This is a genomic window from Mycetocola spongiae (assembly GCF_020424085.1).
GTDB classification, from domain to species: Bacteria; Actinomycetota; Actinomycetes; order Actinomycetales; family Microbacteriaceae; genus Mycetocola; species Mycetocola spongiae.
In genome coordinates, this window is the sequence record NZ_CP080203.1 from 2,769,343 (window position 1) to 2,792,340 (window position 22,998).

Here is a 22,998-nt window from a genome sequence, read left to right on the forward strand (position 1 = left end):
GCTACGCCTTCGAGGTCTTGAGCATATATCCAAAGCCACGCTTGGTCTGGATGAGGGGCTCGGACGAGTACTGATCGAGCTTGCGGCGCAGATAGGAGATATAGCTCTCCACGATGCCGGCGTCGCCGTTAAAATCGTACTCCCACACGTGGTCAAGAATCTGCGCCTTGCTGAGCACCCGGTTGGGGTTGAGCATCAGATAGCGCAGGAGCTTAAACTCGGTGGGGCTCAGCTCGATCGGGGTCTCGCCGACCAGAACCTCGTGGGTGTCCTGGTCCATGGTGAGCTCGCCGGTGCGGATGATGGCGTCCTCATCGGCCTGCATCGTGCGGCGCAGGATGGCCTTAATGCGGGCGACGATCTCATCGAGGCTGAAGGGCTTGGTGACATAGTCGTCGCCGCCCACCGTGAGGCCCGTGATTTTATCCTCGGTATCGTCCTTCGCGGTGAGGAACAGGATGGGGGCGGTATAGCCCGCGGCCCGCAGGCGCTTGGTGACGCCGAAGCCGTTCATATCGGGGAGCATGACATCGAGGATGATGAGGTCTGGTTCTTCTTCCAGGACGGCGGAGATGGCCTGTGCGCCATTTCCCACCGCACGTACCGCAAAGCCGGCAAAGCGCAGGCTTGTGGTCAGCAGGTCGCGAATATTGGGTTCATCGTCGACAATGAGAATTCTTGGTCCGGTCATGTATTCAGTATCTGCGAGCTGTCTGGATAAATCCTGAACGTTATCGGAGAAGCGCGGCGGCGTCGTCCCCTGCCCCGACCGGGGGCGCGTCCAGCTCCGCCGAATCCGAGTCCAGAATCGTATAGCTATAGCCCTGCTCGGCGAGGAACCGCTGGCGATTCAGCGCAAAATCCTGGTCCAGGGTATCCCGCGCCACGAGGGTATAAAAATGCGCGGTTTTGCCCGATTCCTTGGGCCGCAACAGGCGACCCAGGCGCTGGGCCTCCTCCTGGCGCGAGCCAAAGGAACCGGAGACCTGAATGGCCACGCTCGCCTCGGGGAGATCCACCGAGAAATTGGCCACCTTGGAGACCACCAGCACCTCGATCTCGCCCACGCGGAACGCCTGAAAGAGGCGCTCGCGCTCGTCTACATCGGTGGAACCGGTGAGCTGGGGCACACCCAGGGCCTCGGCGATCTCATCGATCTGATCCAAATACTGGCCGATGATCAGGATGCGCTCGCCGCGGTGACGCTCGAGCAGGCGGCGCACGATCGGGAGCTTTGCCTGCGCGGTGGCCGCGAGCCGATAGCGGTCCTCATCGGCGGCCGCGGCATAGGCCATGCGATCGCCGTGCGGCAGATCCACGCGCACCTCAAAACACTCCGCGGGGGAGATAAAGCCCTGGGCCTCGATCTCCTTCCACGGTGCATCAAAACGCTTGGGCCCGATCAGGCTGAAAACATCGCCCTCGCGGCCGTCCTCGCGCACAAGCGTGGCGGTCAGGCCCAGGCGGCGGCGCGCCTGTAGCTCGGCCGTGAGCTTAAACACGGGCGCGGGCAGCAGGTGGACCTCGTCGTAGACCACGAGGCCCCAGTCCATCGCGTCCAGGAGCGCGAGGTGGGCATATTCGCCCTTCCGCCGCGCGGTGAGGATCTGATACGTGGCGATCGTCACCGGCTTAACCTCCTTGGTCTGGCCGGAATACTCGCCGATCTCCTCCTCGGTCAGGCTCGTGCGGCGCAGGAGCTCATCGCGCCACTGCCTCGCCGAGACCGTATTGGTCACGAGGATCAGCGTATTGGTGCCCGCGGTGGCCATGGCCCCCGCGCCCACCAGGGTCTTGCCGGCGCCACAGGGCAGCACCACCACACCCGAGCCGCCCGCAAAAAAATTATCGATCGCCTTCTGCTGATAACCGCGCAGCTCCCAGCCGTCCTGGTGCAGCGTGATCTCGTGCGGGGTACCCGGGGTATAACCCGCGAGATCCTCCGCGGGCCAGCCGATCTTCACGAGGTCCTGCTTCAGCTGCCCGCGCGCCCACGGCTCCACCAGATAGGTGCCGGGTGTGGGGTTGCCGATTAGCAGCGGTGCGATGCGCTTGGACCCGGCGACCTCCGCGAGGACCGCCTCGTCCTCGGAGCGCAGAATCAGCGCACCCTCGGCATCGCGCTCGATCACGAGGCGGCCATAGCGGTTCACGGTATCGGCGATATCCAGGGTCACGCTCGGCGGGATCGCAAACTTGGAGAAGCGCTCCAGCGTGCCGATCATGTCCTCCGCGCTATGCCCCGCGGCACGCGCGTTCCACAGCCCCAGCCGGGTGATCCGATAGGTATGGATATGCTCGGGCGCGCGCTCCAGCTCGGCAAATACCGCAAGCTCGTGGCGCGCATCCTCGGCGAGGGGGTGGGCTACTTCGAGCAGGACCGTGCGATCGCTCTGGACAATGAGGGGGCCGTCTGACATAACCTATAAGCTTACTCGGGCGAACACCGGTTAGGAACTCGTCCGTTCAGTGACGCTCGTGATGAGGGATAGCGGGAGTGTGCGCTCGGTATCGGCCGCCTTATCCAGGCCGCGGATGCGACCACCGGCGATGCCCGTGGGCTCCAAGACAAAGGTGACCTCGCCCCGGCCGGGGAGAACCGCGGTGATTTCCAGCGTGGTCTTGGCCTTCAGCGCGACCAGGAGGCGGCGGGCGAGCCACGCCTCATCGCCGTGATTCAGGAGGGCGGCCGCCGCGGAGTGCAGGCGGGCCATGAGCTCGGTATAGTCGGGCGCAGCCGTGCCGGTCCCGGAGCGGCCCACGCGGCGCCGGCGCAGCCGCAGGAACGAGCCATCGGCGGACTCGGCCACCGCGGGATATTTGGCATCGGCCAGGGCCCAGAACAGCACCTCGGAATCAAAGCGGCTCACGGCACCCAGATCCGATTCGCGCAGGAGCGAGAGCGGCATCAGGTTGCGATCCACCATGATCTGGTCCAGGACCCGCGCATCGGTGGCCCGCACATAGCTGGAGTGGCCGTCCACGGGCGGCGAGAGCTGGCCCACCCGGATCGACCCAAATCTCTCGGCACACTGATTAATCAGATAGGACACCGGCTGGGGCAGCCCGGAGAGCGATACCCGGCCCAGGAACTCGAGCATCTCCTCGGCGGTAACACCCGTGCTCAGGCCGCGCATGATGCTTGTCTCGCCGAGGCGATAGCTGGATGCCTCGGCCCGCACCTCCAGATCGGCAAAGCCGCGCAGCGTGCGCTCGACCTCGGAGTCCAGGACACCCGGGGCGATGATCGTGAGATCGTGCTGCAGATAAAAACCGGCCACGGGCGGCGGGAAGGCATCGGTGAGCAGCTCGGTGAGGGTCTCGGGGGCGGTCAGGGCGCGCAGCCCCGCCTCCTCCAGGCGGCCGTTTTGTTGCAGGCCCAGGAGCTCACCCTGGAGCAGGAACGTAGCCAGCTCGGCGGCGATGATCTCGCCCCCGGCCGGATACCACCAGCGCAAGAGGGTGCCCAGATCGTCGGTGGGGTGGGCGGCCACGGCGGTGGGAAAGGACGCGGGGAGCACCAGGGCCCAGGCAGCGGCGAGGGATACCCAGCGCTCGGCCGCGGAGAGCAGGAGCCAGCGCTCGCCCGCCTCGGTGGGCAGCCAGCCCTCGGGCTCCAGGGAGACCAGATCGGCCCCGCGGGCCAGGTGCAGGGTGTCCAGGACGATCGCGGGGTCCACATCAAGCTCGGCCGCGAGGCGTCGCGTCTCGGGCTGGGATAGTCCGCCGCGGCTGAGCTCGCGGGCCGGGGTCTCACCCAGGCCCAGCACCAGCTCGGAGATGATGCCCACGCCGCGCACGGCACGGCCAATTCCGGGAAGACCGGGAACGGGGTCGGGGCCCGCGGGAAGCTCGGGCGTATCCAGGGAGGCGCCCGCGAGATCGGTCACGGCCTCGGTCACGGAGTCCAGATACTTGGCGTCGGTGCCCTCGGCAGTGGGGAGGATCAGGCCCAGCCCGGCGAGCACTGCACGCAGCGCGGGGGCGGGGCGGTCGGGCTGCTCGCGGAGCAGGGCGAGTGCCTCGCGATCCAGGTGGGTCAGCGCCCGGGCGATGGACTCGCGGCTCAGGAGCAGATCGGCCAGATCAAAAAAATCGGCCACCCGGGTATTGCCGGGCACGCAGCGGGCGTGCAGGAGTGTGCCCAGGCTCACCGGGTCGAGACCGGCGAGGGACGTGGCGAGGGACCGGAGATCCGGTACCGGGGAACCGCCCGTGGGGTTCAGTGGGTGACCCCGGAGCGGGAATTGGCCCGGGAACGTCCGCGGCCTCCGCCGAGGACCAGGGCGATCACGATGATAAAGGCACCGGGCAGACCCACCCAGGGCGCAAACGTAATGGCACGCCAGAGCGGGGTATCAAAATCGGCCTGGGCCATTCCGTTCCCCGTGCCGATCATAATCGCGAAGAACGCGATGACGGACACGGCGATCAGCGCCACGAGCACATAGGCCAGGCTGCGTTCCACGCGGGAAACACTTCTCGTCTTGTCGGTAGTCACCCCTTCAGGATAGTCGCCCCAGCGTGTCGGGGCGAACATCGCCGCGGCACGGAGCCGCCTTTTTGGGGGCTGGCCCGGTAAGCTGGGCCTCACGGACGTTACGTTCGTAGCGCCCTCCATACGGCCGGGTGCTTCAGGTTGGATCGCCGCGATGCGCGATCCCCAACGGGGTGAGGTTACACCGATGCCTACCGGCAAGGTCAAGTTTTACGACGAGGATAAGGGCTTTGGCTTTATCTCCAGCGACGATGGACAGGAAGTGTTCCTGCACGCCTCCGCGTTGCCCGCCGGCGTGACCGCGGTGAAGCCCGGAATGCGTCTCGAGTTTGGGATTGCCGATGGCAAGCGCGGTGCGCAGGCCCTCTCCGTGCGCGTCCTGGATGCACCGCCCTCGATGGTCAAGCTGAAGCGCAAGCCCGCCGACGATATGGCCATCATCATCGAGGACCTCGTTAAGGTCCTCGACGGCCTCGGCGGCAACCTGCGCAAGGGCCGCTATCCCGATAACGCGCACTCGCATAAGGTGGCCGAGCTGATGCGCCGCGTCGCCGACGAGCTGGACGCGTGACCACTTCCGGCGGAGATTTCGCCGATCCCGCGGGCGATGCCCGCGATAGAACCAACGAGGAGATCGTGACCGAAGACAGCAAGCAGACACCCGAGGCGCCCCGGCGTCGCACGGGTTCGCGCCGCGCCACCACGTCCGTGGTGAGCACCGGCGGCACCGGACTGATCGTCCCCGAGGCCGCCCCGGCGGTCCCCGCTCAGAGCGCTCCCGCGACCCCCGCTCCCGTGGTGGCCCCCGTGGTCACCGAGCGTCCCGCGGCCAAGAGCCGCTCGCGCCGGGTATCGGTGGCCGTGGCCGGCACCGAAATCACCGCCAATGGGGAGCCGCTCGCGGCCCGCGAGGCGGCGGCCGTCGTGACCGAGGCGCCCGAGCGCCCGGCCCGCACCGCCCCCACCACGCGGCGGGAGCGGCCGGTTATCGCCGAGCCCGTGGCCGAGCCGAGTGCCGCGGAGGAGCCCCGCACCGACCAGGAGCCCGCGGGGGAGTCCCCGGCTCGGGGTCGCTCGCGCCGCAGCCGCTCGCGTGCAGGTTCCGCCGCGCGCGAGGAGTCCCCGGCCGTCACCGCCGACGCGGACGCCCCCGTCGAGGCCCGGACGCAGGCACCCGCCGCGAAGGCCGAGCCGGCCGCCGCGGAGCCCGAGGCTGCCCCGGTGGCCGAGGCCGCCGCGGAGCCCGAGGCTGCCCCGGAGCCCGAGGAGGCCGCCCCCGAGGCCGTGATCTACGCCCCGGACCCCGTCCTGGCCGTGGCAGTGGAGCAGGCCCGCGCGGCACTGCTTGAGGTGATTCCGGAATCCGATATTGGTCGTCACGTGGGCAATAAGGCCGATGGCGAATTTGCGCTTTCGCTGCTCTTTGAGAACCGCCTGCGCGGCTATCCGGGCTGGTATTGGAGCGTCACGATGGGGCGCGTGGACGCGCAGTCCGAGCCCAATGTGCTGGAAATCTCGCTGCTGCCCAATCTCACCGAGGCCCTCCTCTCTCCCGAGTGGATCCCGTGGTCCGAGCGCCTGGCCGATTATCGTGCCACGCAGCAGGCCGCGGCCCTCCTCGCCGCCGAGGATCACGAGGATGACCTCGACGACGATCACGAAGACGATGACCACGAAGACGATCACGAGGATGACTTCGACGAGCGCGGCGCACTGCTGCACGGCGGGGATATCGACGGCGTGGACGTGGACGAGGCGCTTGCGCTCGCCGCGGACGACGCGGATGAGGATGAGGAAGACGAGTCCGAGCCCGAGGCCGAGCCCGCCCCCGCGCTCGAGAGCGATGCCGAGGGTGAATACTCGCGCAAGACCGCCCGCCGCGGACGCACGCGGGCACCGGCCTTTGACGAGTATGAGGACACCTATCGCGATGTAGACCGCTATAACCGCTCGCGCGGTGGCGGACGCGGACGTCGCCGCTAGGCGCGATCCCACCGCAAAACGGCCCCGCCCCCGGACAAGATCCGGGGGCGGGGCCGTTTTATGCTGGGGAGCCTAGAGGGCGCCGACCACGTAGTCGATGCTGGCCGTCAGGGCGCGCACATCGGCGGGGTCAATCGCGGTGAACGTGGCCACGCGCAGCTGGTTGCGGCCGAGCTTACGATAGGGCTCGGTGTCCACCACGCCGTTGGCGCGCAGGGCCTTGGCCACGGCGGCTGCGTCGATGCCGTCCTCGAAGTCGATCGTGACAACCACCTGCGAGCGGTGCTCGGGGTTTACCACAAACGGGGTGGTGTACTCGGTGCGCGTGGCCCAGTCGTAGAGGTGTCCCGAGCTTTCCGCGGTGCGGGAGTGGGCCCAGGCGAGTCCGCCGTTGCCGTTCATCCACTGCACCTGGCTATCCATCATCACGAGGGTTGCGAGGGCCGGGGTATTCAGGGTCTGGTTCAGGCGCGAATTATCCACGGCGTTCTTCAGGCTCAGGAACTCGGGGATATAGCGACCCGAGGCCGCGATCCGCTCCACGCGCTCGATGGCCGCGGGGGACATCAGGGCAAACCACAGGCCGCCATCGGAGGCGAAGTTCTTCTGCGGGGCGAAATAATAAACATCGGCCTCGGCGGCGGAGAAGTCGATTCCACCCGCGGCACTCGTGGCGTCGATCACGGTGAGTGCACCGTCATCGCCGTGCACGCGCGTGACGGGCGCGGCCACACCGGTCGAGGTTTCGTTATGCGGCCAGGCGTAGACATCCACGCCGGCAACGGCCTCAAACTCGCTGCGCGAGCCGCCCGGGGCTGTGCGCACATCGGGGGCCTCGAGCCACGGGGCACCCGCGGCCTTGGCAAATTTGGAGCCAAACTCGCCGAAGCTCAGCAGCTGGGCGCGCTTTTCGATCAGGCCAAACGCGGCGGCATCCCAGAACGCGGTGGACCCGCCGTTGCCGATGACGATCTCATAGCCCGCGGGGGCGCGGAAGAGCTCGGAGAGTCCCTCGCGCACGCGGCCCACGAGGTTCTTCACGGGGGCCTGGCGGTGGGAGGTTCCGAGGAGCTCGGAACCGGAGGCGAGCAGGGCTGCGATCTGCTCGGGACGGACCTTCGAGGGGCCGCAACCAAAGCGGCCGTCGGCGGGCAGGAGGTCGGTGGGGATCGAAATCTCAGGCATGAAACGATTCTAGGGGTCTTGGCGCCCGCACCCTGCTCCGTTTCGGTCGAAAGGCACGCCGAGCAGGCCACGCTATCGACAGCTTGTCGGGGTAACCCAGTAAGCTAACACCGACCCCCGCGGGCGACTAGGGAGAACGATGGCTGACCTCATTGACACCACAGAGATGTACCTCCGAACCATTCTGGACCTGGAAGAGGAGAACATCATTCCTCTGCGCGCCCGGATCTCGGAGCGCCTTGGACACTCGGGACCCACGGTCTCGCAGACCGTGGGGCGCATGGAGCGAGACGGCCTGGTGGTTGTCTCCGATGACCGCCACCTGGAGCTCACCGCCGAGGGGCGCCGCAAGGCCGTCCATGTGATGCGTAAGCACCGCCTGGCCGAGCGCCTGCTGAGCGATGTCATCGGCCTGGAGTGGGAGCTTGTGCACGATGAGGCCTGCCGCTGGGAGCACGTCATGAGCGAGCAGGTGGAGCGCAAGCTGCTGGAGGTCCTGGGCCACCCCACGGAGTCCCCCTATGGCAACCCGATCCCGGGGCTGTCCGAGCTGGGCGGCGTGGCCGCCCCCGAGTTCATCACGGGCGTCACCAGCCTGGTGAACCTCGTGGCCGAGGCCGAGGCACCCGTGCGCGGCACCATTCGCCGCCTGAGCGAGCCGGTGCAATTTGAGCCCGAGCTGCTGCTTCAGCTGAAGCAGGCCGGCGTGATGCCCGGCGGCGTGGGCGAGTTTTCCAAGGCCGGATCTTACGTTCTTGTACAGGTTGAAGGTTTTGGTGATGGACTTGAGCTGCCGAATGAGGTAGCCACCCATATTTACGCAGAAACCCTCTAGTTTCCGCGGATCTACGGGCCTCCCTCGTTCCACCATTTGGTGGACACGACGGGAGGCTCGTCCTCTTTAAGGGGGACAATGCGACAGTCGTGTTACCAATTTGTTAGAAATATCCCCCCAGAAGATGACAACGGGCTCATCTTCGCGTATTCTCGGTTGAGTCCGAAGGCCTAACTAGGTCGCAGGACCCGATGCGAGGCGCCTACCCAATCGTCTCCTCGCTATCGAGACACCAAGAATTCTTGATGTGGACGAGCAACTTGCATGTTGTGGGGGCGTCGGAGGTTACAACTTTGGCTGAAGTAGGTACCAACGAGTCGAACGCAGACTCCTTGACCGTCGCACGGACCCAGGCGATGACCCGTCGGGAGACCCGACTGGCCCGTGACGCAGCACCCGCTCCCCGCCGCCAGGCAGCCGCACCGGCACCCGCGGCCCCGCGCCGCCGCTGGGGCTCCACGGTAGCCGTGGCCCTGGCCGTCCCCGCACTCTTTGGCACCGTGGCCCTCCCGGCCTATGCCATCAATAACAACACGGACGCCGCCGGCACCTCGCTTCAGGACGCCAAGGACGCGGGCGCCCAGGCGTTCACCGCCCCCGCCGCCGATGAGGCCAGCGAGGCCACCGCCGTTTCTCGTGAGGGTTATACCGCCACGAGCGACGCCGAGATCGCCCAGGCCGCCCAGGTCGCCGCCGCCACGGCTCGCGCCGAGCAGGCCGCCGCCGGTCGCAGCCAGTTCGCCGCGCAGCAGGCAGCCTATAGCGGCCCGAGCGCAAGCGACCTGCTCTCCACCTCGGGTGCCGCAATGCCCGACTACAGCCTCTCGGCCGTCTTCAGCGAGGCCCTGAAGTACCAGGGTGTCCCGTATGTCTTTGGTGGGGCCACCCCCGCCGGCTTCGACTGCTCGGGCTTTGTGAAGTACGTCTTCGCCAAGTTCGGCATCAACATGCCGCATAACTCCACCACCCAGGGCAACATGGGCAAGAAGATCGCCGTGGCCGATGCCGTGCCCGGTGACCTCGTGGTGAGTGCCGGACACATCGGCTTCTACGCCGGAAACGGAATGATCCTGCACGCCTCGCAGCCCGGAACCCCGCTGCGCATCGGTCCGATCTACGCCAAGAACTGGTCGATCGTCCGCGTGGGAATCTAATTCCATAATTGCTTCCGACCAAAAGGCGCGTTTTCCTCGGAAAACGCGCCTTTGGTGTATTAGGGTAAAGCCGTTACCTCGTAGTGAAGGAGCGGAAGATCATGGCCCGAATACCCGGCGTCCCACCCAAGGATGCTCGTGGTGTGCGAGAGATGTGGTTTTCCCCCCGGATATCGGCCGACGTGAAGTCTGCCACCGTGGCGCTGTCTGAAAAGACGGCGCCATTTTTGTTTTCCGGGGGCCCGCTTCCCGCTGCGGTACTGCAGTCGAATAACCGCGAAGCCGTCACGGCCATTCGAGAGGAAAAATACCCATGCGTACACTTGTGCTCAACGCGGGCTATGAACCGCTTGCCATCGTCTCCTTCCGTCGCGCCCTGGTCCTGGTCCTTAACCACAAGGCCACGATCATCGAGGCCGACGCCGAACATCCCGTGACCGGTGCGGACGCCAGCTATGAGCGCCCACTCGTGATCGTGCTCGGCCGATATGTGCGCATGCCGCGCACGCGGCGGGTGCCGGTTACCCGGCGCGGTGTGCTGCGCCGCGACGCGTTTACATGCGCCTATTGTGGGCTGCCGGCCAATACCATCGATCATGTGCTGCCGCGCTCGCGCGGGGGTGCCGGCTCCTGGGAGAACCTGGTGGCCTGCTGCACGCGCTGCAATAACCAGAAGGCCGACCGCACGCCGCGGGAGATGGGCTGGAGCCTGAGCTGGGCGCCCGTGCCGCCGCGCGGGGCCACCTGGACCATGCGCGGGGCGGACCGGGCGCTGCCGTCCTGGGAGCAGTATCTGGAGCAGGCGGCCTAGGGTCCGGCCGTTCCCTCCCGGGAGCGGCGACGGGCGCGGGTGCGGGTGCTTAGGGCTTCAGGCCCGCGAGGGGCTGGGCGGCGGTATAGGCCAGGAACTCCTCCGCGATATCGATGCCGCGGTCCACAACCCACTGCTGTTGCAGGCCATCGGCCACGGCAATCAGGCGGCGGGCATGCGAGCGCACCTGCGCGGGGGAGAGCTCCCGGCCATCGGGCTGCGTGCAAATCAGCTCGGAGAGCCCGGTAATCAGCCGATCAAAGCGCTCGGCCATGAACGCCGCGGCGGGGTGCTCGGGGTCGCTTGCGGCAGCCAGGAGGGTGACAAATAGCTCGATCAGGCCCGGCTCATTGGCGTTTGCACGCAGGACGGCGATAAAGCCCCGCATCGGCGGCAGGCCCTCGGTATTTGCGCGGGCCACCTCATCGCGTAATTGCAGCGTTTTTACCAGGAGGTCCTCGCGCGAATCAAAATAGTGCATGAGGCCCGCGAGGCTGATATTGCAGCGCTGGGCGAGCGTGCGCAGCGAGGTGCCGCGGTAGCCCTCGACGGCAAAGAGCTCAAGCGCGGAGCGCAGAATTTCCTCGCGCTTGGCCGCGCCCTTGGTGGAGCTTCCTCTTCCCGGCATGCCCACCATCGTATCCCAGCCGGGGCATTGCATCCGCAAAACCGAACACTGTATGCTTTCTCAAAAGGCCGGAGCACTACCCGCGAAGGGATCCACGGATCATGCAGAAAAACCAGGTTGCGTCCATACTGTCCACCCTCACTCTGGAGGAGAAGGCCTCGCTGCTCAGCGGCGCCGATTTCTGGAGCACCGTGGCGATCGAGCGGGCAGGGGTCCCCTCGATAGCCGTCTCCGATGGGCCACACGGCGTGCGCAAGCAGGCCACGGGCGGCGACCACCTGGGCCTGCTCTCGGGGGAACCCGCAACCTGCTTCCCGCCCGCGACCGGGCTCGGTTCCAGCTGGGACAGCGAGCTGATCGAGCGGGTGGGGCGCGCGCTCGGGCAGGAGGCGCTCGCGCTGAACGTGAGCGTGCTGCTGGGCCCCGGCATTAACATCAAGCGCGATCCGCGCTGTGGCCGCAATTTTGAGTACCTCTCCGAGGACCCCCTGCACGCGGGCGTGCTGGGCGGGGCCCTCGTGCGCGGCATCCAGTCCCGGGGTGTGGGGGCCTCGGTGAAGCACTTCGCCGCGAATAATCAGGAGACCGACCGGATGCGCGTGAGCGCCGAGGTGGACGAGCGCACGCTGCGGGAGCTCTATTTCCCCGCGTTCCGCCGCATCGTGCACGAGGAATCCCCGTGGACCGTGATGTGCTCCTATAACCGCATCAACGGGGTATTTGCCTCGGAGGACCGCTGGCTGCTCACCGAGGTACTGCGCGAGGACTGGGGTTTTGACGGGCTGGTGGTGTCCGATTGGGGCGCCGTATCCAATCGGCCCGCGGCACTCGCGGCCGGACTGGACCTGGAAATGCCCACCACGGGTGGCCGCACCGATGCCGAGGTGGTGGCCGCCGTGCGTGCCGGAACGCTCCCGGAGGATGTGCTGAACGCATCCGCGGCGCGCGTGATTGAGCTCGCGCTGCGCGGGGTGGAAAACCGCCGCCCCGAGACCAGTATCGATGTGGACGCGCATCATGCCCTCGCCCGCGAGGCGGCGGCCGCGAGCGTGGTCCTGCTGCGCAATGAGGGCGGGATCCTCCCGCTGCCCACCGATTCGGGCTCGCTCGCGGTGATCGGCGAATTTGCCCGCACCCCGCGCTATCAGGGCTCGGGCAGCTCGCAGATCGTGCCGACCCGCCTGGATAACGCCCTGGACGAGATCCGCGCGCTGGCCCCCACCCTGGAGGTGAGCTTTGCCGCGGGCTTCCGGCTCGACGGAACCCGGGACGCGGGGCTCACCGCCGAGGCAATCACCGCGGCCGCGGAGGCCGAGACCGTGCTGTATTTCTGCGGTCTACCCGATGCCGCCGAATCCGAGGGATTTGACCGCGCCGATATCGATCTGCCCGCCGATCAGCTCGGCCTGCTGGCCGAGCTTCTCCGCGTGAATCCCCGCGTTATCGTGGTGCTCAGCAACGGCGGCGTGGTGCGGCTCTCGCCGTGGTCCGGCACGGTGCCCGCGCTGCTCGAGGGCTGGCTCCTGGGCCAGGCCGGGGGTGGCGCCCTCGCGGACGTGATCTTTGGCCGGGTGAATCCCTCGGGCCGCCTCGCCGAGACCATTCCCGAGCGCCTGTGCGACGTACCCGCCTATACCAATTTCCCGGGCGAGCAGGGCCGCGTGCACTACGGCGAGGGGCTCTACGTGGGGTATCGCCACTACGATACCCGCGACGCCGCGGTGGCCTACCCGTTTGGCTTTGGCCTGTCCTATACAACCTTTAGCTATGGTGAGCCCACCGTGCGGGTGGAGGGCGATCGCGTGGTGATCGACCTCGACGTGACCAATACCGGTGAGCGCGATGGCCGCGAGATCGTGCAGGTATATACCGGGCTCGACGGTGCGGCCGTGAGCCGCCCAGTGCACGAGCTGCGCGCCTTTAGCGCGGTGGCGATTGCCGCGGGGCAGACCGCGCGGGTGAGCCTGGGCTTTGCTGTGCGCGACCTCGCCTATTATCACGTGGACGCCGGCGCCTGGGTGGTGGAACCCGGCACGTATCGTGTGGAGGTCGGGGCCTCCTCGCGGGATCTGCGCCACGTCTCCACGGTGGCAATCGCGGGGGATGCCAACCCCGCGCGGCTGAGCGGGGATTCCACGCTCAGCGAGTGGTTTAGCGATCCGGTGGGAGGCCCGATCCTGCAGGCGGCACTGACCGCGCAGGGCGAGGGTGGTGCCGCGATGGGCGGGGCCCTGGGTGACCCCGAGATGGCCAAGATGGCCGAGCAGATGCCGCTGCGCCTGCTCGTGACCTTCGGTGCGGTGGATAGCGCGCAGATCGATGCGCTGATCGCCGCGGTGGACGCCGCGCGCTAGCGGCTTAACCACGCGTGGCCGCGGGAACGGGGAGACCCCGATCCCGCGGCCACGCGCCCGGGTGGGTTAGGCCGTGGCGGGCAGCCAGACATCGGGACCAAAGATCTCATAGTGGATGCTGCGCGCGGGAAGGCCCGCCGCGAGGGCCTGCTCGCGGATCGACTTCATGAACGGCTGCGGGCCACAGATATAGAGCTCGGCATCTGCGGGCAGATCCACGCCGTCGAGGCTCATATAGCCGCCGTGGGCGCCCTCCTCGGGCTCCTCCATCCAGGTGCGCAGGGTCGCGGACTCCAGTGCGGCGATATCGGCGGCGATCTGGGCGTGCAGGGCCCAGTCGGCCCCCGAGCGGTCGGCATGCAACACGGTGACCGCGCGGGTCGAGCGATCCTCGGCGAGGGAGCGCAGGATCGCGGCGGTGGGGGTGCTGCCGATTCCCGCGGAGGCCAGGATCAGCGGGTGCTCACCCGTGGCCAGGACCACATCCCCATAGGGATTGGACAGGTCCACGATCGAGCCCACGGGCAGGGCATCGCAGAGCACGGGGGATACCGCGCCATCGCGATCGCGGCGCACGGTGATTCTGCGGCCCGTGCCGCGGCCGCCGGTGAGGGTGAACTGGCGCGCCTGGCGCAGGCCCGAGGGGAGGGCCACGCGCACGCTCACATACTGACCGGCGACCGCGGCGGTCACGGGGGTCTCATCGGCGGGCTCAAATTCGAGGGTCACGGCACTATCGCCATGCTCCTCGCGGTGGACGATGCGCCACGGGGCCCAGTGCTGGTTATTGGCCTGGATTCCGTAGAGATCGCGCTCCAGGGCAATTAGGGCGTGGGCCATGAGCCAGTACACCTCGGTCCAGGCATCGGCGATCTCGGCGGTAATCACCTCGGCGAGGTCCTCGGCGATCGCGGCAAAGAGGTGCTCATAGACGATGTCGTATTGTTCAGCGGTGACGCCGAGGGAGGTATGGCGGTGGGCGATGCGCGAGAGCATGGTCTCGGGATAGGTATCGGGGTGGGCCAGCAGGTGGGTGGCGAAGACCGCGATGCTCCCGGCGAGGGCCTGGGGCTGCTCCCCGCTGCCCTGATTGGCGGTGTTAAAAACGCCGTCCAGCAGCTCCGGGTGGGCGGCAAACATCTTCTGATAAAACACCGGGGTGATATGACCGATGCGCGAGCCGATCAGCGGCAGGGTGGCCTCGATCACGGGGCGGGATTTTTCGGAGAGCATGGCTGGCCCTTTCTTTAGACGGCACCCCGGTAGTACCCCCGGGGTGAATATGCGCATTTAATATGCGTATATTGATGCCAGTGTGCTCGCTTGAACGTGCCGCCGGGCCATCCGGGCGCAAAAGGCGTGCCCGGACGGCGCACCGCGCAATCGGGTGGCGTGGAAAACCTCCGGGGTGCTCCGCCGCGGCGGGCGCCGGCTAGAGGTGGGGGCGCAGCCCAATCGTGGCAAAGACAGGCGTCATCTGTCCGGGGGTGGGGAGCGAGGCGGCCACCAGATGATCCAGGGCCGCATAAAACGCCTCGCGGGCATCGGCCAGGGCATGGCGCAGTGCACACTCGCCGATGAGCGGGCAGGTTGCGTGATCACCCACACAATCGGCCACATCGTCCCGGGAGTCCAGGAGGCGCAGGATCTGGCCCACGCTCGCGGTGCGCCCGGCCACGCTCAGGCGGGCCCCGCCGGTGCGCCCAAACGTGACCTCCACCAGGCCGTGCCGGGCCAGGCCCGAGACGGCCTTGCTGACGTGGTTAAAGGGGATACCCACGGCGGTCGCGATCGCGCGGCTGGAGAGCGTGGTGCCCGGTTCGAGCGCCGCGAGCACGAGGATCGCCCGCAGGCTCACATCGGCAAAAACGCTCAGTTTCATCCCCTCAGCCTAACCGGAGCGCCGTTTTTCCGCCGAAATCCCGCCCCTAAGGCACGCTGCGGGCGGAGGCGCGCGCGATCGTGGCCTCGACGATGGCATCGATCGCATACTCGGTGGCCCGGGCCAGATCCACCTCCTCGGGATCCAGCAGCCACTGCACCTGCAGGCCATCCATCGCGGCCAGGATGGCCGCGGAGGCAGCGTCCAGTTCCTCCTCGCTCACATACTCGCTGCCCTGATAGGTGCAAAAGGCCGCGCGCACCGTGGCCCGCAGCGCCCGATAGCGCTCCCGAAAATGCTCGCGCGCGGGATGGCCCTCGATCACCGCCTCGGCGGAGAGCACGGTATGGGCGCGCACCAGATCCGGGTGTTGCGCATTATCGCGCCCGGTCTCGGTGAGGTGGTGGAAGAGGGCCGCGCCCGCGGGGGAGTCCGCGGCGCGAAAATGGTCGGCATCCTGGGCCCGGCGCTGGGAGAGCGCATCGCGCAGCAGGCCGCGCTTGCTGCCAAAATGATGCAGCACCCCGGCGTGGGTCATCTCCACCTGGGAGGCGATCTCCGTGAGGGAGCCGCCCGCATAACCGCGCTGGCCAAAGGTCTCCAGGGCCACCCGCAGGATCTCCTCGCGGCGTCTTGCGGTGGTGGGTCGGCGCGATCCGGATTCGGGGGCGGAGGGGGATTCCATGACGTCCATCGTAGCGAGAGCGCGGCCGGGTGGATGCGACACGCGTACCGTCAAAGCCCGCCAACAGGTGATATAAATACCCCCCGTTTGGGGTTGTATGGGGTGTTCGATTCCATAGGCGGGAACCAGTGCGCTTCTTGCCGGTCTTGGCGGTGAGTGTCCGGTCTCCCGGCAGCGAAAGGCCCCACCGTGACCGATTCACAGCCCACCCCCGAGAACCCGGACGCCTCCGTACCGGGTGCCGGCGATCCCGCCCACCAGCAGTTTGTGGCCCCCGAGGCGGGCCCGACGGATTATTCCACCCCGAACTATGGCGAGTCTGGATCCTCCCCGACCGCCGGTGCACCGATGGCGCCCCCGGTGCCCGGTGCGGAGATGCCCGCCCCCGGCAACGGCGCCCCCGGATACGGCGCACCGGCCTATGGCGCCGAGGCCCCCGGATATGGCGCCCCCGCGTACGGCGCCCCCACCTATCCCGCGGGACAGGCCGGCCCCTCCTCGGGACGTTCGCCCGCCTCCGGGTTTGATATCACGGCATTTGTGCTGTCGATTTTGGCCCCGCTCGTGGGTCTGATCATGGGAATTGTGGCCACCTCGCGGGCCCGTCGTGAGCAGCGACGCGCCTCGGGTATGGCCGCGGCCTCCGTCTGGGTGGGGGCAATCCTCACCGCCGGTTGGATCGTATTCTCGGTTGTTATGGTGATCGTCGTGATCGCGGGCACCGCGTTTGTGAGTAGCAGCGTGATCGCCAGCCTGCCCACCAATCTGCCCACCAGCCTGCCCACCACGTCGCTGCCCCGCGTGGCCCCGAGCGATGAAACGATGGAGCGCTTCTGCGATGCCTATCCCGTGCTGGCGAGCGATTTCCCCGCCCTGGACGCACTCAACATCATGGAACTCGCCGAACGTCCCGAGGGCGCGGCGAGCGAGGAGATCGCGCTGCTGGAGCGGGTATCCACTAACTCCGATGACCTGTTTATGATCTCACCCACGGATATCGAGGACCCGCTCCTGGACCTCACCTCCCACTCCGAAAGCATCGCGCGCGCCCTGTCGAATGGCTATTCCCTGGACGCCTCGGACTTCACCGGGCTCGCCAGAGACCAGCGCGATGTGGTGAGCTACGTCGCCGCCAACTGCGGCTAGGGTCACCACCGAGCGGAATATTTCCGCCGGTAATTATCAGCCCGAACGGGCCGGTGGCGGATAGTATTGCGGCAGCAGCCGTGTGCTTTTTGCGCAGTGATGCCGCGCGTGTATTCCACGTCGCGGCATCACTGCGCGGGGGCACCTCCCCTCACCGCCGCGAAAGGCCATCCGATGACCAGCGAAAACCCGAACTCGCCCAATCCCACCCCCGGCGATGAGCCCGCCGCGGCGCACCCGGAATGGGCGGGCCCGGATTCCGCCGGCTTTGTGCCGCCCGCGCAGGATCGGTTTGCCCCGGGCTTTTCCGCACCCGGCGAATATCCCCACGCCCCCGCGGATCTTCCGCCCGCGGGCTATGCGCCGTCCTATGCCCCGCCCGGGCAGGCCCCGGGCGGTCAGCCGCCCTATGGTGGCTATCCCGGCTCCGCACCCGCGGGTGGCTACGGGCAGTATCCGGCCGGGCGGGGCAACGAGCGTCCCCCCGCCGAGACGTTTGATATCGTCGCGTTTATTTTGTCGATCCTGGCCCCCGTGGTGGGCCTGATCCTGGGCCTGGTCTCCTCGGCCCGCGCCCGCCGCGAGCGGCGGCTCATGTCCGGGTTGGGCGTGGCCTCGATCTGGGTAGGCTCGATCCTCACCGCGCTGAGCACCCTCCTGATCGGCCTCGGCCTGCTGATGACCATGGTCTTTGGGGCCGCCTTCCTCGGCTTCGCCGCGTCCACCGCCGACCGCGTGGGCGATTCCTCCTTTGGCGATTATGGCGATTATCAGGACCTGAGCGATACCGAGCAGCGCGAGCTCTATTGTGGGGAGGCCCCCGCGCTCGTGGGCTCCTTCGCCGAACTGCGTGCGCTGGACGCCACCGCCCTGGAGGCGGCACTTCGGGCGGGGGATGACGAGGCGCTGACCGGCCCCACCGATCTGCTCTACGAGATCGCCGATGACGCCTATAGCCTGAGCTTCTCGGCGCCGGATGACATCGTCGACTCGGTGGACACGCTCTCCTATCTCACCGTGGTGGTGGCCGATAGCCTGCAACACGTTGACGTTTTTGTTCCCGCCGATCTGGACGAGGCCGTGCGCGAGGCCGATTCGATCGAGGCCTATACCGCCGCCACGTGCGGCTAGCCCCGGGCCACGTCTTAACCTGCGCCGGGCACCGTTAGTCTCGGTGCCCGTCCGCACTTCCGCTACAGTGGATATGCAGCCGTTGCGGGTATTCCCGAGGCGGCCGCGGGGCCCGCACCCGTGCGTGCCCCGCGCCTCTGTAGCTCAATGGAAGAGCATGTCCGTCCTAAGGATCTGGTTGGGGGTTCGAATCCCTCCAGGGGCACCAATGTTTGATGTTCGAAACTGCGAATCGTTGGCGCGTGTCGCAGCTCGGCCGTCGGTCTCGGCCCATTCATCGTACTCAGAGCACGCGACCGCTCCACGCCGTATTTCTGGCTAGGGGAAAACGGTGAACGGCTTCGCTCGTTCACCTCCTAATGGCAAGGTCTTAGGAGTAGAACCCCGCGAACACAGAGAGCGATGCAGCGGAGCAGTAGCGATCACGCGTGTCACCGATATCTCTCAGACACCGCCACAGAACTGTGTATCCTCTGCCCTAGGCGCACCAAAACGCGTAATAGGTTGCCCGTATCGAAGGTTCGTGGGCCTTGTTTCGCTGAGGTGCATGATGAGGAAAATCAGCAACTGAGGGGAGACATTATGAATCGGTGTTGCATGTGAAACCCGCAAGCAGACCGCCTGTGCGGAAGTATTGCGTTGGTTGAGTATTCGTGGTTACGGCTTATACCGGCAATCGAGTTGAATCGCTATCTCGCCTCGTCCGTGATGTTCCGGAGACCCGGTTTCTCGGTCGCCGCGTTGGAAGGACCACTGGCTGAAACCGGAACCTACAGCTTTAGGTGTCGCGCCGCGTGGCGATGATGATGGATGGCAGGAGGAAGGCGAGCGTCCAGGCCAGCAGCACCAGCCAGGATACGACCGCGGGTGGCGCTGTACTCGGGATGCTGGCGAACCAGAGCGTGTATGAGGCTATGTCTGGGAGGAAGTACCAGTTCTGGCTCTGCAGTAGCGGACTGATGATCATCAGATACAGCAGGAGCATCGCTGCTGCAGGGATCGCCCTGCGGATGAGGAGTCCGAGGGCAGAACTCAGCACTGTCATGAGCGTGAGGTACACCGCGGCGCTGAGGACGATGCGCACAGCGGTACCAATATCGATGTCGGTCATCGAGATGCGCGCTGTCAGGAGGGTCGTAGTCACGCTGGCGAGCACGACGATTATTCCTGCGGACAGCGCAAGCGGAGCGAGCGCGAGCGTGGCCGCTGCGCGCCATCGGACACGGTCGGGTATGGCGATAAGGGTGGTGCGGATCTGACCGCCGATGTACTCGGAGCTTGAGGCGATGACGCCGAGCAGGAAGAATCCACATTGGGTCCACGTCACCGCGGTCACTCCGTAATCGAGGATGTTCGCTCCGGAAGGTCCGCCGCCCCCATTGGGAACGCTTGTCCCGAACGCGATCGATAGCACGATGGTGATCACAAACGTGCCGCCAAGTACGAGCCAGGTCGCCGGCAAGGATATGAGCTTCGATAATTCCGCGCCCGCTGCGAGCGCGAACGCCCGCCCGCGTGTCCGCGAAGCGTCATGCGTCGTGGTCATGCATCCCTCCGTACGAACACAATGCCCGCGGCGACCAGCATTGCCGCTACCCAAGCGGCCATAATGAATCCGCCGGCGACCGGGTTGATCTCGACGCTCGTGTGCAGCGTGGTGAACATGCGCATCCCTGCCAGGTCGGGCAGGTAGTTTGCCACCGGGAAGTTCTGCGCCAGCAGAAAGGTGACGGTCACGGCTGAGGAGTTGGCGACCAGAACCGCCATGGGGACAATGCCGTTGCGGGTGAGAACGGTCAGCCCGAACCCGAGTAGTGCCATCATCACCCAGTAGGCGACCGCTCCACCGGCCCGAGCGAGCGTCTCCCCGTCAATATCGGGTGCTTGCGAGCCGAGCAGCAGATGAACCGTCGTATGCGCCAGCAGAACTGCGACGATCGCCAGGGCAGCGACGACGATCATCACCGTGATGATCTTGACAATCATGAGCCGTGTGCGCGAAGGTATCGCGGTCAGTGTGGTGGTGATCTGTCGACCTCCTGCAGACTCCTCGCCTTCCGTGGTGTACTCGCTCCCGATCGCGACGACGCCGAGTACAATCGCGCCGAGCACACCGATCGCCAGCTCGGAGAATCCCGTGTCGGGGCCCGGTTGCGAGGTGAGACTAGTGATGACACAGATACCCGTTGGGATCACGAGCCCGGCGATGAGAGCCACCCACCCAGAAGGGAGACTCACGAGCTTTATCAGTTCCGCACGCAATGCCCTCATTGCAAGCCCTTACCGCCTGTGAGCGCGAAAAAGGCTTCCTCGAGACTTTTATATCCACGGGTGACCTCTGCGAGGGTGCCATCCGCAACGATCTGCCCTTCGCGGATCACCACCACGTCATCGACGGTCTCGGCGAGCTCGCCCATCAGATGGCTCGAGACCAGGACGGTGCGCCCTGCCGAAGCCTGCTCCCTCAGAAAGAGCCTGATCCAGCGGATGCCATCGGGGTCGAGACCGTTCACGGGTTCGTCGAGAACGAGAGCCTCGGGCTCGGCGAGCAACGCCGTCGCCAGTCCCAGCCTTCGGCCCATGCCCAGTGAATACGTAGAGACGCGTTTGCCCGCGGCCTCCTGAATTCCCACGAGTTTGAGGACTTCCTCAACGCGATCGTTGCCGATCCCTGCCGATCGCGCCACCCATTTCAGGTGCGCGCGTCCTGTTCGGGAACGATGGGCCCCGGAACCGTCGAGCACCGCACCCACACGGCGCAGTGGATCGCGAAGAGTGGTGAAACGTTGGCCGTCCACGAGTGCCTGGCCTGACGTCGGGCGGTCCAAACCGAGTAGTATCCGCAGGGTCGAGGACTTGCCCGCTCCATTAGGGCCGAGAAATCCGGTGACCCGGCCAGGATCCGCGGTGAAAGTGATGCCGGTGAGGATGGAGCGGTTGCCTCGCATTTTTGTCACGTTCTTGAAAGTTAACATGACTCCAGACCAGCAGATGATTGAAGGTAGAACACCACAGCCAGGGGTGATCTTGATTTTCGTTCTCCTCCCCTGGGGTGAAGACTATCCGTCGTCTAATTTCTATGATGAAAGTATGGAGAATGCCGACAGACGGAACATCACCTCCGCATGGCTGATCACCGCATGCGTAGTCGTTGTCCTTCTGCTTGTGCTGATGGCGCTCGGACGGGGCGCGCCATATGTGATGGCTGCGATCGTGGCGATCGTCACCATTGCAGTTGGGACTACGACCTGGGCGTTGCTACGCACTCGTCGCGCCCGGCGCGCATACGAGCAGCAGCTAGTCCGGTTCGCCGCTGACCGCGCGGTACAAGCTGAGCGGCTGCGCATCGCTCGGGACCTGCACGATTTGGCCTCTCACGGGCTCGGACTGATGACCGTTCGCGCCGCGACCGCAAATCTCACTGCCGACGATGACGATGCCGAGCGTCGGCAGGCGCTGCGGGACATCGAGCAGCTCAGCCGCGAGACTACCTCGGAGCTGCGTAGCATGCTCGCGCTCCTACGCACCACCGGCGCAGAACACCCCGTCCCCTTGCGCCCGACACAACCCTTTCCTGATTTGCCGAGCATCTTCGAGGAGGCGAGGAACGCCGGACTCGTTGTCATCTACCAACAGAGTGATCTGAGGAATGTTGCACCGGCGATTCAGCTGACGATCTGCGTTCTTGTCCGCGAAGGCCTTACTAATGCTCTGCGGCACGCCGGTCACACCAGTATTCACGTTACGATCGAACGCTCTGCGACAGGCATCGCGATCGACATCCAGGACGAAGGCCCTGCACCGGGCTGGTCTCCGAGCCCAGGCGCCGGAATGGGACTCCGCGGCTTAGAAGAACGCCTCGGAGTGCACCACGGTACGCTCAAAATCGAGAACACAAGCACGGGGTTCCATCTCCTCGCGAAGATCCCGGGAGGGTCCTTATGACGGCGCACTACGTGGCCACTCATCCCCAGATCCAGCCCACCCGTCTCCTGCTGGTCGACGACCAAGCGTTGCTGCGTCGCAGCCTCCGTATCGCGATTGATCGTGAATACGACCTGACAGTCGTCGGCGAGGCCGGCACGGGAGCGGAGGCGATTGCCGCTGCTAGGGTGCTGCGCCCCGACCTCGTGCTCATGGACATCAGAATGCCCGAGATCGACGGCATCGAGGCGACTAGGCAGATCATCGACGACGCAGCACCCGATCACACGCGCATCCTGATCCTCAGCATGTTCGAGCTCGACGAGTATCTCTATGAAGCCTTGAGGGCCGGCGCGAGCGGGTTCCTACTCAAAGACGCCCGCCCGGAGGAGTTGGTCGACGCCATCCGCCGCGTCGCCACAGGGGAGTCTCTTTTCGCGCCGACGATCCTCACTACCCTGGTCGAGTACTACCTCGGACACCGGGCCGTGACCGAAAAGACCGATCCGGCACGGTTGTCGAGGCTCACCACCCGAGAGAAGGAGGTTCTTGCCCTCGTCGGCAAAGGCCTGCCCAACGACGATATCTCGGCTACCCTGACCGTGTCACGCAACACCGTCAAGACCCACATCAGCAGTCTTCTCGCCAAACTCGCAGCGAGAGACCGCGCTCAGCTGGTCATCGCGGCCTATGAGAGTGGGCTGCTCGTTCCGGCACCACACAAAACCCAATCCTGATAATCTTTATCGCTGCTGCGAGATGATTTGGTTAGGAGCCAGATC

22 protein-coding genes and 1 tRNA gene are annotated in these 22,998 nt (G+C 66.2%); 11 read left to right on the top strand and 12 right to left on the bottom strand.

Annotated features, from left to right (window positions below; translation table 11 throughout):
- Position 1 precedes the first annotated feature (1 nt).
- The 4 genes from KXZ72_RS12705 to KXZ72_RS12720 all read right to left on the bottom strand — a co-directional run bounded on the left by KXZ72_RS12705 (position 2) and on the right by KXZ72_RS12720 (position 4,468).
- Entirely contained in the window at positions 2-691 is a 690-nt protein-coding gene (locus tag KXZ72_RS12705; RefSeq protein ID WP_226081299.1) for a response regulator transcription factor, read from the bottom strand.
- Between the two features lie 40 nt (positions 692-731).
- Positions 732-2,420 carry a DNA repair helicase XPB gene (locus KXZ72_RS12710; RefSeq protein WP_226081300.1) on the bottom strand — a complete coding sequence of 563 codons (1,689 nt, stop codon included), beginning with the start codon at positions 2,418-2,420 and terminating at the stop codon, positions 732-734.
- A gap of 30 nt (positions 2,421-2,450) precedes the next feature.
- Complete coding sequence (locus KXZ72_RS12715) at positions 2,451-4,154, bottom strand: helicase-associated domain-containing protein (RefSeq protein WP_226081301.1); 1,704 nt, start codon at positions 4,152-4,154, stop codon at positions 2,451-2,453.
- A 68-nt stretch (positions 4,155-4,222) separates the two neighbouring features.
- Complete coding sequence (locus KXZ72_RS12720; RefSeq protein WP_226081302.1) at positions 4,223-4,468, bottom strand: multidrug ABC transporter ATPase; 246 nt, start codon at positions 4,466-4,468, stop codon at positions 4,223-4,225.
- A gap of 217 nt (positions 4,469-4,685) precedes the next feature.
- On the opposite strand from KXZ72_RS12720, the gene KXZ72_RS12725 reads away from it, so the two are divergent.
- Together KXZ72_RS12725 and KXZ72_RS12730 are read left to right on the top strand one after the other, a co-directional pair.
- Complete coding sequence (locus KXZ72_RS12725; RefSeq protein WP_226081303.1) at positions 4,686-5,069, top strand: cold-shock protein; 384 nt, start codon at positions 4,686-4,688, stop codon at positions 5,067-5,069.
- Positions 5,066-6,481, top strand: a complete 1,416-nt coding sequence (locus KXZ72_RS12730; protein ID WP_226081304.1) for a DUF3027 domain-containing protein — start codon at positions 5,066-5,068, stop codon at positions 6,479-6,481. Before KXZ72_RS12725 ends, KXZ72_RS12730 begins: the two co-directional genes overlap by 4 nt.
- Before the next feature lie 72 nt (positions 6,482-6,553).
- Here KXZ72_RS12730 and serC read toward each other — a convergent pair whose 3' ends face one another.
- Entirely contained in the window at positions 6,554-7,666 is a 1,113-nt protein-coding gene (gene serC, locus KXZ72_RS12735; protein WP_226081305.1) for a phosphoserine transaminase, read from the bottom strand.
- A gap of 139 nt (positions 7,667-7,805) precedes the next feature.
- Here serC and KXZ72_RS12740 point away from each other — a divergent pair, with 139 nt between their 5' ends.
- The 3 genes from KXZ72_RS12740 (at position 7,806) to KXZ72_RS12750 (ending at position 10,466) form a co-directional block, all read left to right on the top strand.
- The gene (locus KXZ72_RS12740) at positions 7,806-8,501 is read left to right on the top strand and encodes a metal-dependent transcriptional regulator (protein ID WP_226081306.1); all 696 of its coding nucleotides are present in this window, start codon (positions 7,806-7,808) and stop codon (positions 8,499-8,501) included.
- Between the two features lie 332 nt (positions 8,502-8,833).
- Positions 8,834-9,655 carry a C40 family peptidase gene (locus KXZ72_RS12745; RefSeq protein ID WP_226081307.1) on the top strand — a complete coding sequence of 274 codons (822 nt, stop codon included), beginning with the start codon at positions 8,834-8,836 and terminating at the stop codon, positions 9,653-9,655.
- A gap of 313 nt (positions 9,656-9,968) precedes the next feature.
- Positions 9,969-10,466, top strand: a complete 498-nt coding sequence (locus tag KXZ72_RS12750; RefSeq protein ID WP_226081308.1) for an HNH endonuclease — start codon at positions 9,969-9,971, stop codon at positions 10,464-10,466.
- A gap of 49 nt (positions 10,467-10,515) precedes the next feature.
- Here the strand turns inward: KXZ72_RS12750 and KXZ72_RS12755 are convergent, their stop codons facing one another.
- The gene (locus KXZ72_RS12755; protein WP_226081309.1) at positions 10,516-11,094 is read right to left on the bottom strand and encodes a TetR/AcrR family transcriptional regulator; all 579 of its coding nucleotides are present in this window, start codon (positions 11,092-11,094) and stop codon (positions 10,516-10,518) included.
- Positions 11,095-11,195: 101 nt separating this feature from the next.
- On the opposite strand from KXZ72_RS12755, the gene KXZ72_RS12760 reads away from it, so the two are divergent.
- Complete coding sequence (locus KXZ72_RS12760; RefSeq protein WP_226081310.1) at positions 11,196-13,448, top strand: glycoside hydrolase family 3 C-terminal domain-containing protein; 2,253 nt, start codon at positions 11,196-11,198, stop codon at positions 13,446-13,448.
- A 66-nt stretch (positions 13,449-13,514) separates the two neighbouring features.
- Here the strand turns inward: KXZ72_RS12760 and KXZ72_RS12765 are convergent, their stop codons facing one another.
- The 3 genes from KXZ72_RS12765 to KXZ72_RS12775 all read right to left on the bottom strand — a co-directional run bounded on the left by KXZ72_RS12765 (position 13,515) and on the right by KXZ72_RS12775 (position 16,015).
- Positions 13,515-14,681: a globin domain-containing protein gene (locus KXZ72_RS12765; RefSeq protein WP_226081311.1), complete on the bottom strand. Its 1,167-nt coding sequence runs from the start codon at positions 14,679-14,681 to the stop codon at positions 13,515-13,517.
- 199 nt (positions 14,682-14,880) lie between these two features.
- Positions 14,881-15,330, bottom strand: a complete 450-nt coding sequence (locus KXZ72_RS12770) for an RrF2 family transcriptional regulator (RefSeq protein ID WP_226081312.1) — start codon at positions 15,328-15,330, stop codon at positions 14,881-14,883.
- A 46-nt stretch (positions 15,331-15,376) separates the two neighbouring features.
- Complete coding sequence (locus KXZ72_RS12775; protein ID WP_226081313.1) at positions 15,377-16,015, bottom strand: TetR/AcrR family transcriptional regulator; 639 nt, start codon at positions 16,013-16,015, stop codon at positions 15,377-15,379.
- A gap of 189 nt (positions 16,016-16,204) precedes the next feature.
- Here KXZ72_RS12775 and KXZ72_RS12780 point away from each other — a divergent pair, with 189 nt between their 5' ends.
- The 3 genes from KXZ72_RS12780 (at position 16,205) to KXZ72_RS12790 (ending at position 18,500) form a co-directional block, all read left to right on the top strand.
- The gene (locus KXZ72_RS12780) at positions 16,205-17,161 is read left to right on the top strand and encodes a DUF4190 domain-containing protein (protein ID WP_226081314.1); all 957 of its coding nucleotides are present in this window, start codon (positions 16,205-16,207) and stop codon (positions 17,159-17,161) included.
- Between the two features lie 174 nt (positions 17,162-17,335).
- Complete coding sequence (locus tag KXZ72_RS12785) at positions 17,336-18,292, top strand: hypothetical protein (protein ID WP_226081315.1); 957 nt, start codon at positions 17,336-17,338, stop codon at positions 18,290-18,292.
- A 133-nt stretch (positions 18,293-18,425) separates the two neighbouring features.
- Positions 18,426-18,500: transfer RNA gene (locus KXZ72_RS12790), tRNA-Arg, on the top strand.
- 570 nt (positions 18,501-19,070) lie between these two features.
- On the opposite strand, the gene KXZ72_RS12795 is transcribed toward KXZ72_RS12790, so the two are convergent.
- The 3 genes from KXZ72_RS12795 to KXZ72_RS12805 are packed head-to-tail and all read right to left on the bottom strand — an operon-like array spanning position 19,071 to position 21,267.
- The gene (locus KXZ72_RS12795) at positions 19,071-19,838 is read right to left on the bottom strand and encodes a hypothetical protein (RefSeq protein WP_226081316.1); all 768 of its coding nucleotides are present in this window, start codon (positions 19,836-19,838) and stop codon (positions 19,071-19,073) included.
- Positions 19,835-20,563: a hypothetical protein gene (locus KXZ72_RS12800; RefSeq protein WP_226081317.1), complete on the bottom strand. Its 729-nt coding sequence runs from the start codon at positions 20,561-20,563 to the stop codon at positions 19,835-19,837. The genes KXZ72_RS12795 and KXZ72_RS12800 overlap by 4 nt, the downstream gene beginning before the upstream one ends.
- Positions 20,560-21,267: an ABC transporter ATP-binding protein gene (locus KXZ72_RS12805; protein ID WP_226081318.1), complete on the bottom strand. Its 708-nt coding sequence runs from the start codon at positions 21,265-21,267 to the stop codon at positions 20,560-20,562. The genes KXZ72_RS12800 and KXZ72_RS12805 overlap by 4 nt, the downstream gene beginning before the upstream one ends.
- Between KXZ72_RS12805 and KXZ72_RS12810 the strand changes: the two genes are divergently transcribed.
- Both KXZ72_RS12810 and KXZ72_RS12815 read left to right on the top strand, forming a co-directional pair.
- Entirely contained in the window at positions 21,266-22,237 is a 972-nt protein-coding gene (locus tag KXZ72_RS12810) for a sensor histidine kinase (protein ID WP_226081319.1), read from the top strand. The two genes, KXZ72_RS12805 and KXZ72_RS12810, sit on opposite strands and share 2 nt — an antisense overlap.
- The gene (locus tag KXZ72_RS12815) at positions 22,234-22,953 is read left to right on the top strand and encodes a response regulator (protein ID WP_226081320.1); all 720 of its coding nucleotides are present in this window, start codon (positions 22,234-22,236) and stop codon (positions 22,951-22,953) included. Before KXZ72_RS12810 ends, KXZ72_RS12815 begins: the two co-directional genes overlap by 4 nt.
- The last annotated feature ends 45 nt before the right edge of the window (positions 22,954-22,998 follow it).

Excerpts from the sequence above, each read along its gene's own strand:
- KXZ72_RS12815 (WP_226081320.1), top strand. The coding sequence starts at position 22,234 with ATGACGGCGCACTACGTGGCCACTCATCCCCAGATCCAGCCCACCCGT.
- KXZ72_RS12785 (WP_226081315.1), top strand. The coding sequence starts at position 17,336 with ATGACCAGCGAAAACCCGAACTCGCCCAATCCCACCCCCGGCGATGAG.
- KXZ72_RS12705 (WP_226081299.1), bottom strand. The coding sequence starts at position 691 with ATGACCGGACCAAGAATTCTCATTGTCGACGATGAACCCAATATTCGC.
- KXZ72_RS12760 (WP_226081310.1), top strand. The coding sequence starts at position 11,196 with ATGCAGAAAAACCAGGTTGCGTCCATACTGTCCACCCTCACTCTGGAG.
- KXZ72_RS12710 (WP_226081300.1), bottom strand. The coding sequence starts at position 2,420 with ATGTCAGACGGCCCCCTCATTGTCCAGAGCGATCGCACGGTCCTGCTC.
- KXZ72_RS12740 (WP_226081306.1), top strand. The coding sequence starts at position 7,806 with ATGGCTGACCTCATTGACACCACAGAGATGTACCTCCGAACCATTCTG.
- KXZ72_RS12795 (WP_226081316.1), bottom strand. The coding sequence starts at position 19,838 with ATGACCACGACGCATGACGCTTCGCGGACACGCGGGCGGGCGTTCGCG.
- serC (WP_226081305.1), bottom strand. The coding sequence starts at position 7,666 with ATGCCTGAGATTTCGATCCCCACCGACCTCCTGCCCGCCGACGGCCGC.
- KXZ72_RS12810 (WP_226081319.1), top strand. The coding sequence starts at position 21,266 with ATGACTCCAGACCAGCAGATGATTGAAGGTAGAACACCACAGCCAGGG.
- KXZ72_RS12725 (WP_226081303.1), top strand. The coding sequence starts at position 4,686 with ATGCCTACCGGCAAGGTCAAGTTTTACGACGAGGATAAGGGCTTTGGC.
- KXZ72_RS12805 (WP_226081318.1), bottom strand. The coding sequence starts at position 21,267 with ATGTTAACTTTCAAGAACGTGACAAAAATGCGAGGCAACCGCTCCATC.
- KXZ72_RS12770 (WP_226081312.1), bottom strand. The coding sequence starts at position 15,330 with ATGAAACTGAGCGTTTTTGCCGATGTGAGCCTGCGGGCGATCCTCGTG.
- KXZ72_RS12765 (WP_226081311.1), bottom strand. The coding sequence starts at position 14,681 with ATGCTCTCCGAAAAATCCCGCCCCGTGATCGAGGCCACCCTGCCGCTG.
- KXZ72_RS12755 (WP_226081309.1), bottom strand. The coding sequence starts at position 11,094 with ATGCCGGGAAGAGGAAGCTCCACCAAGGGCGCGGCCAAGCGCGAGGAA.
- KXZ72_RS12800 (WP_226081317.1), bottom strand. The coding sequence starts at position 20,563 with ATGAGGGCATTGCGTGCGGAACTGATAAAGCTCGTGAGTCTCCCTTCT.
- KXZ72_RS12775 (WP_226081313.1), bottom strand. The coding sequence starts at position 16,015 with ATGGAATCCCCCTCCGCCCCCGAATCCGGATCGCGCCGACCCACCACC.
- KXZ72_RS12750 (WP_226081308.1), top strand. The coding sequence starts at position 9,969 with ATGCGTACACTTGTGCTCAACGCGGGCTATGAACCGCTTGCCATCGTC.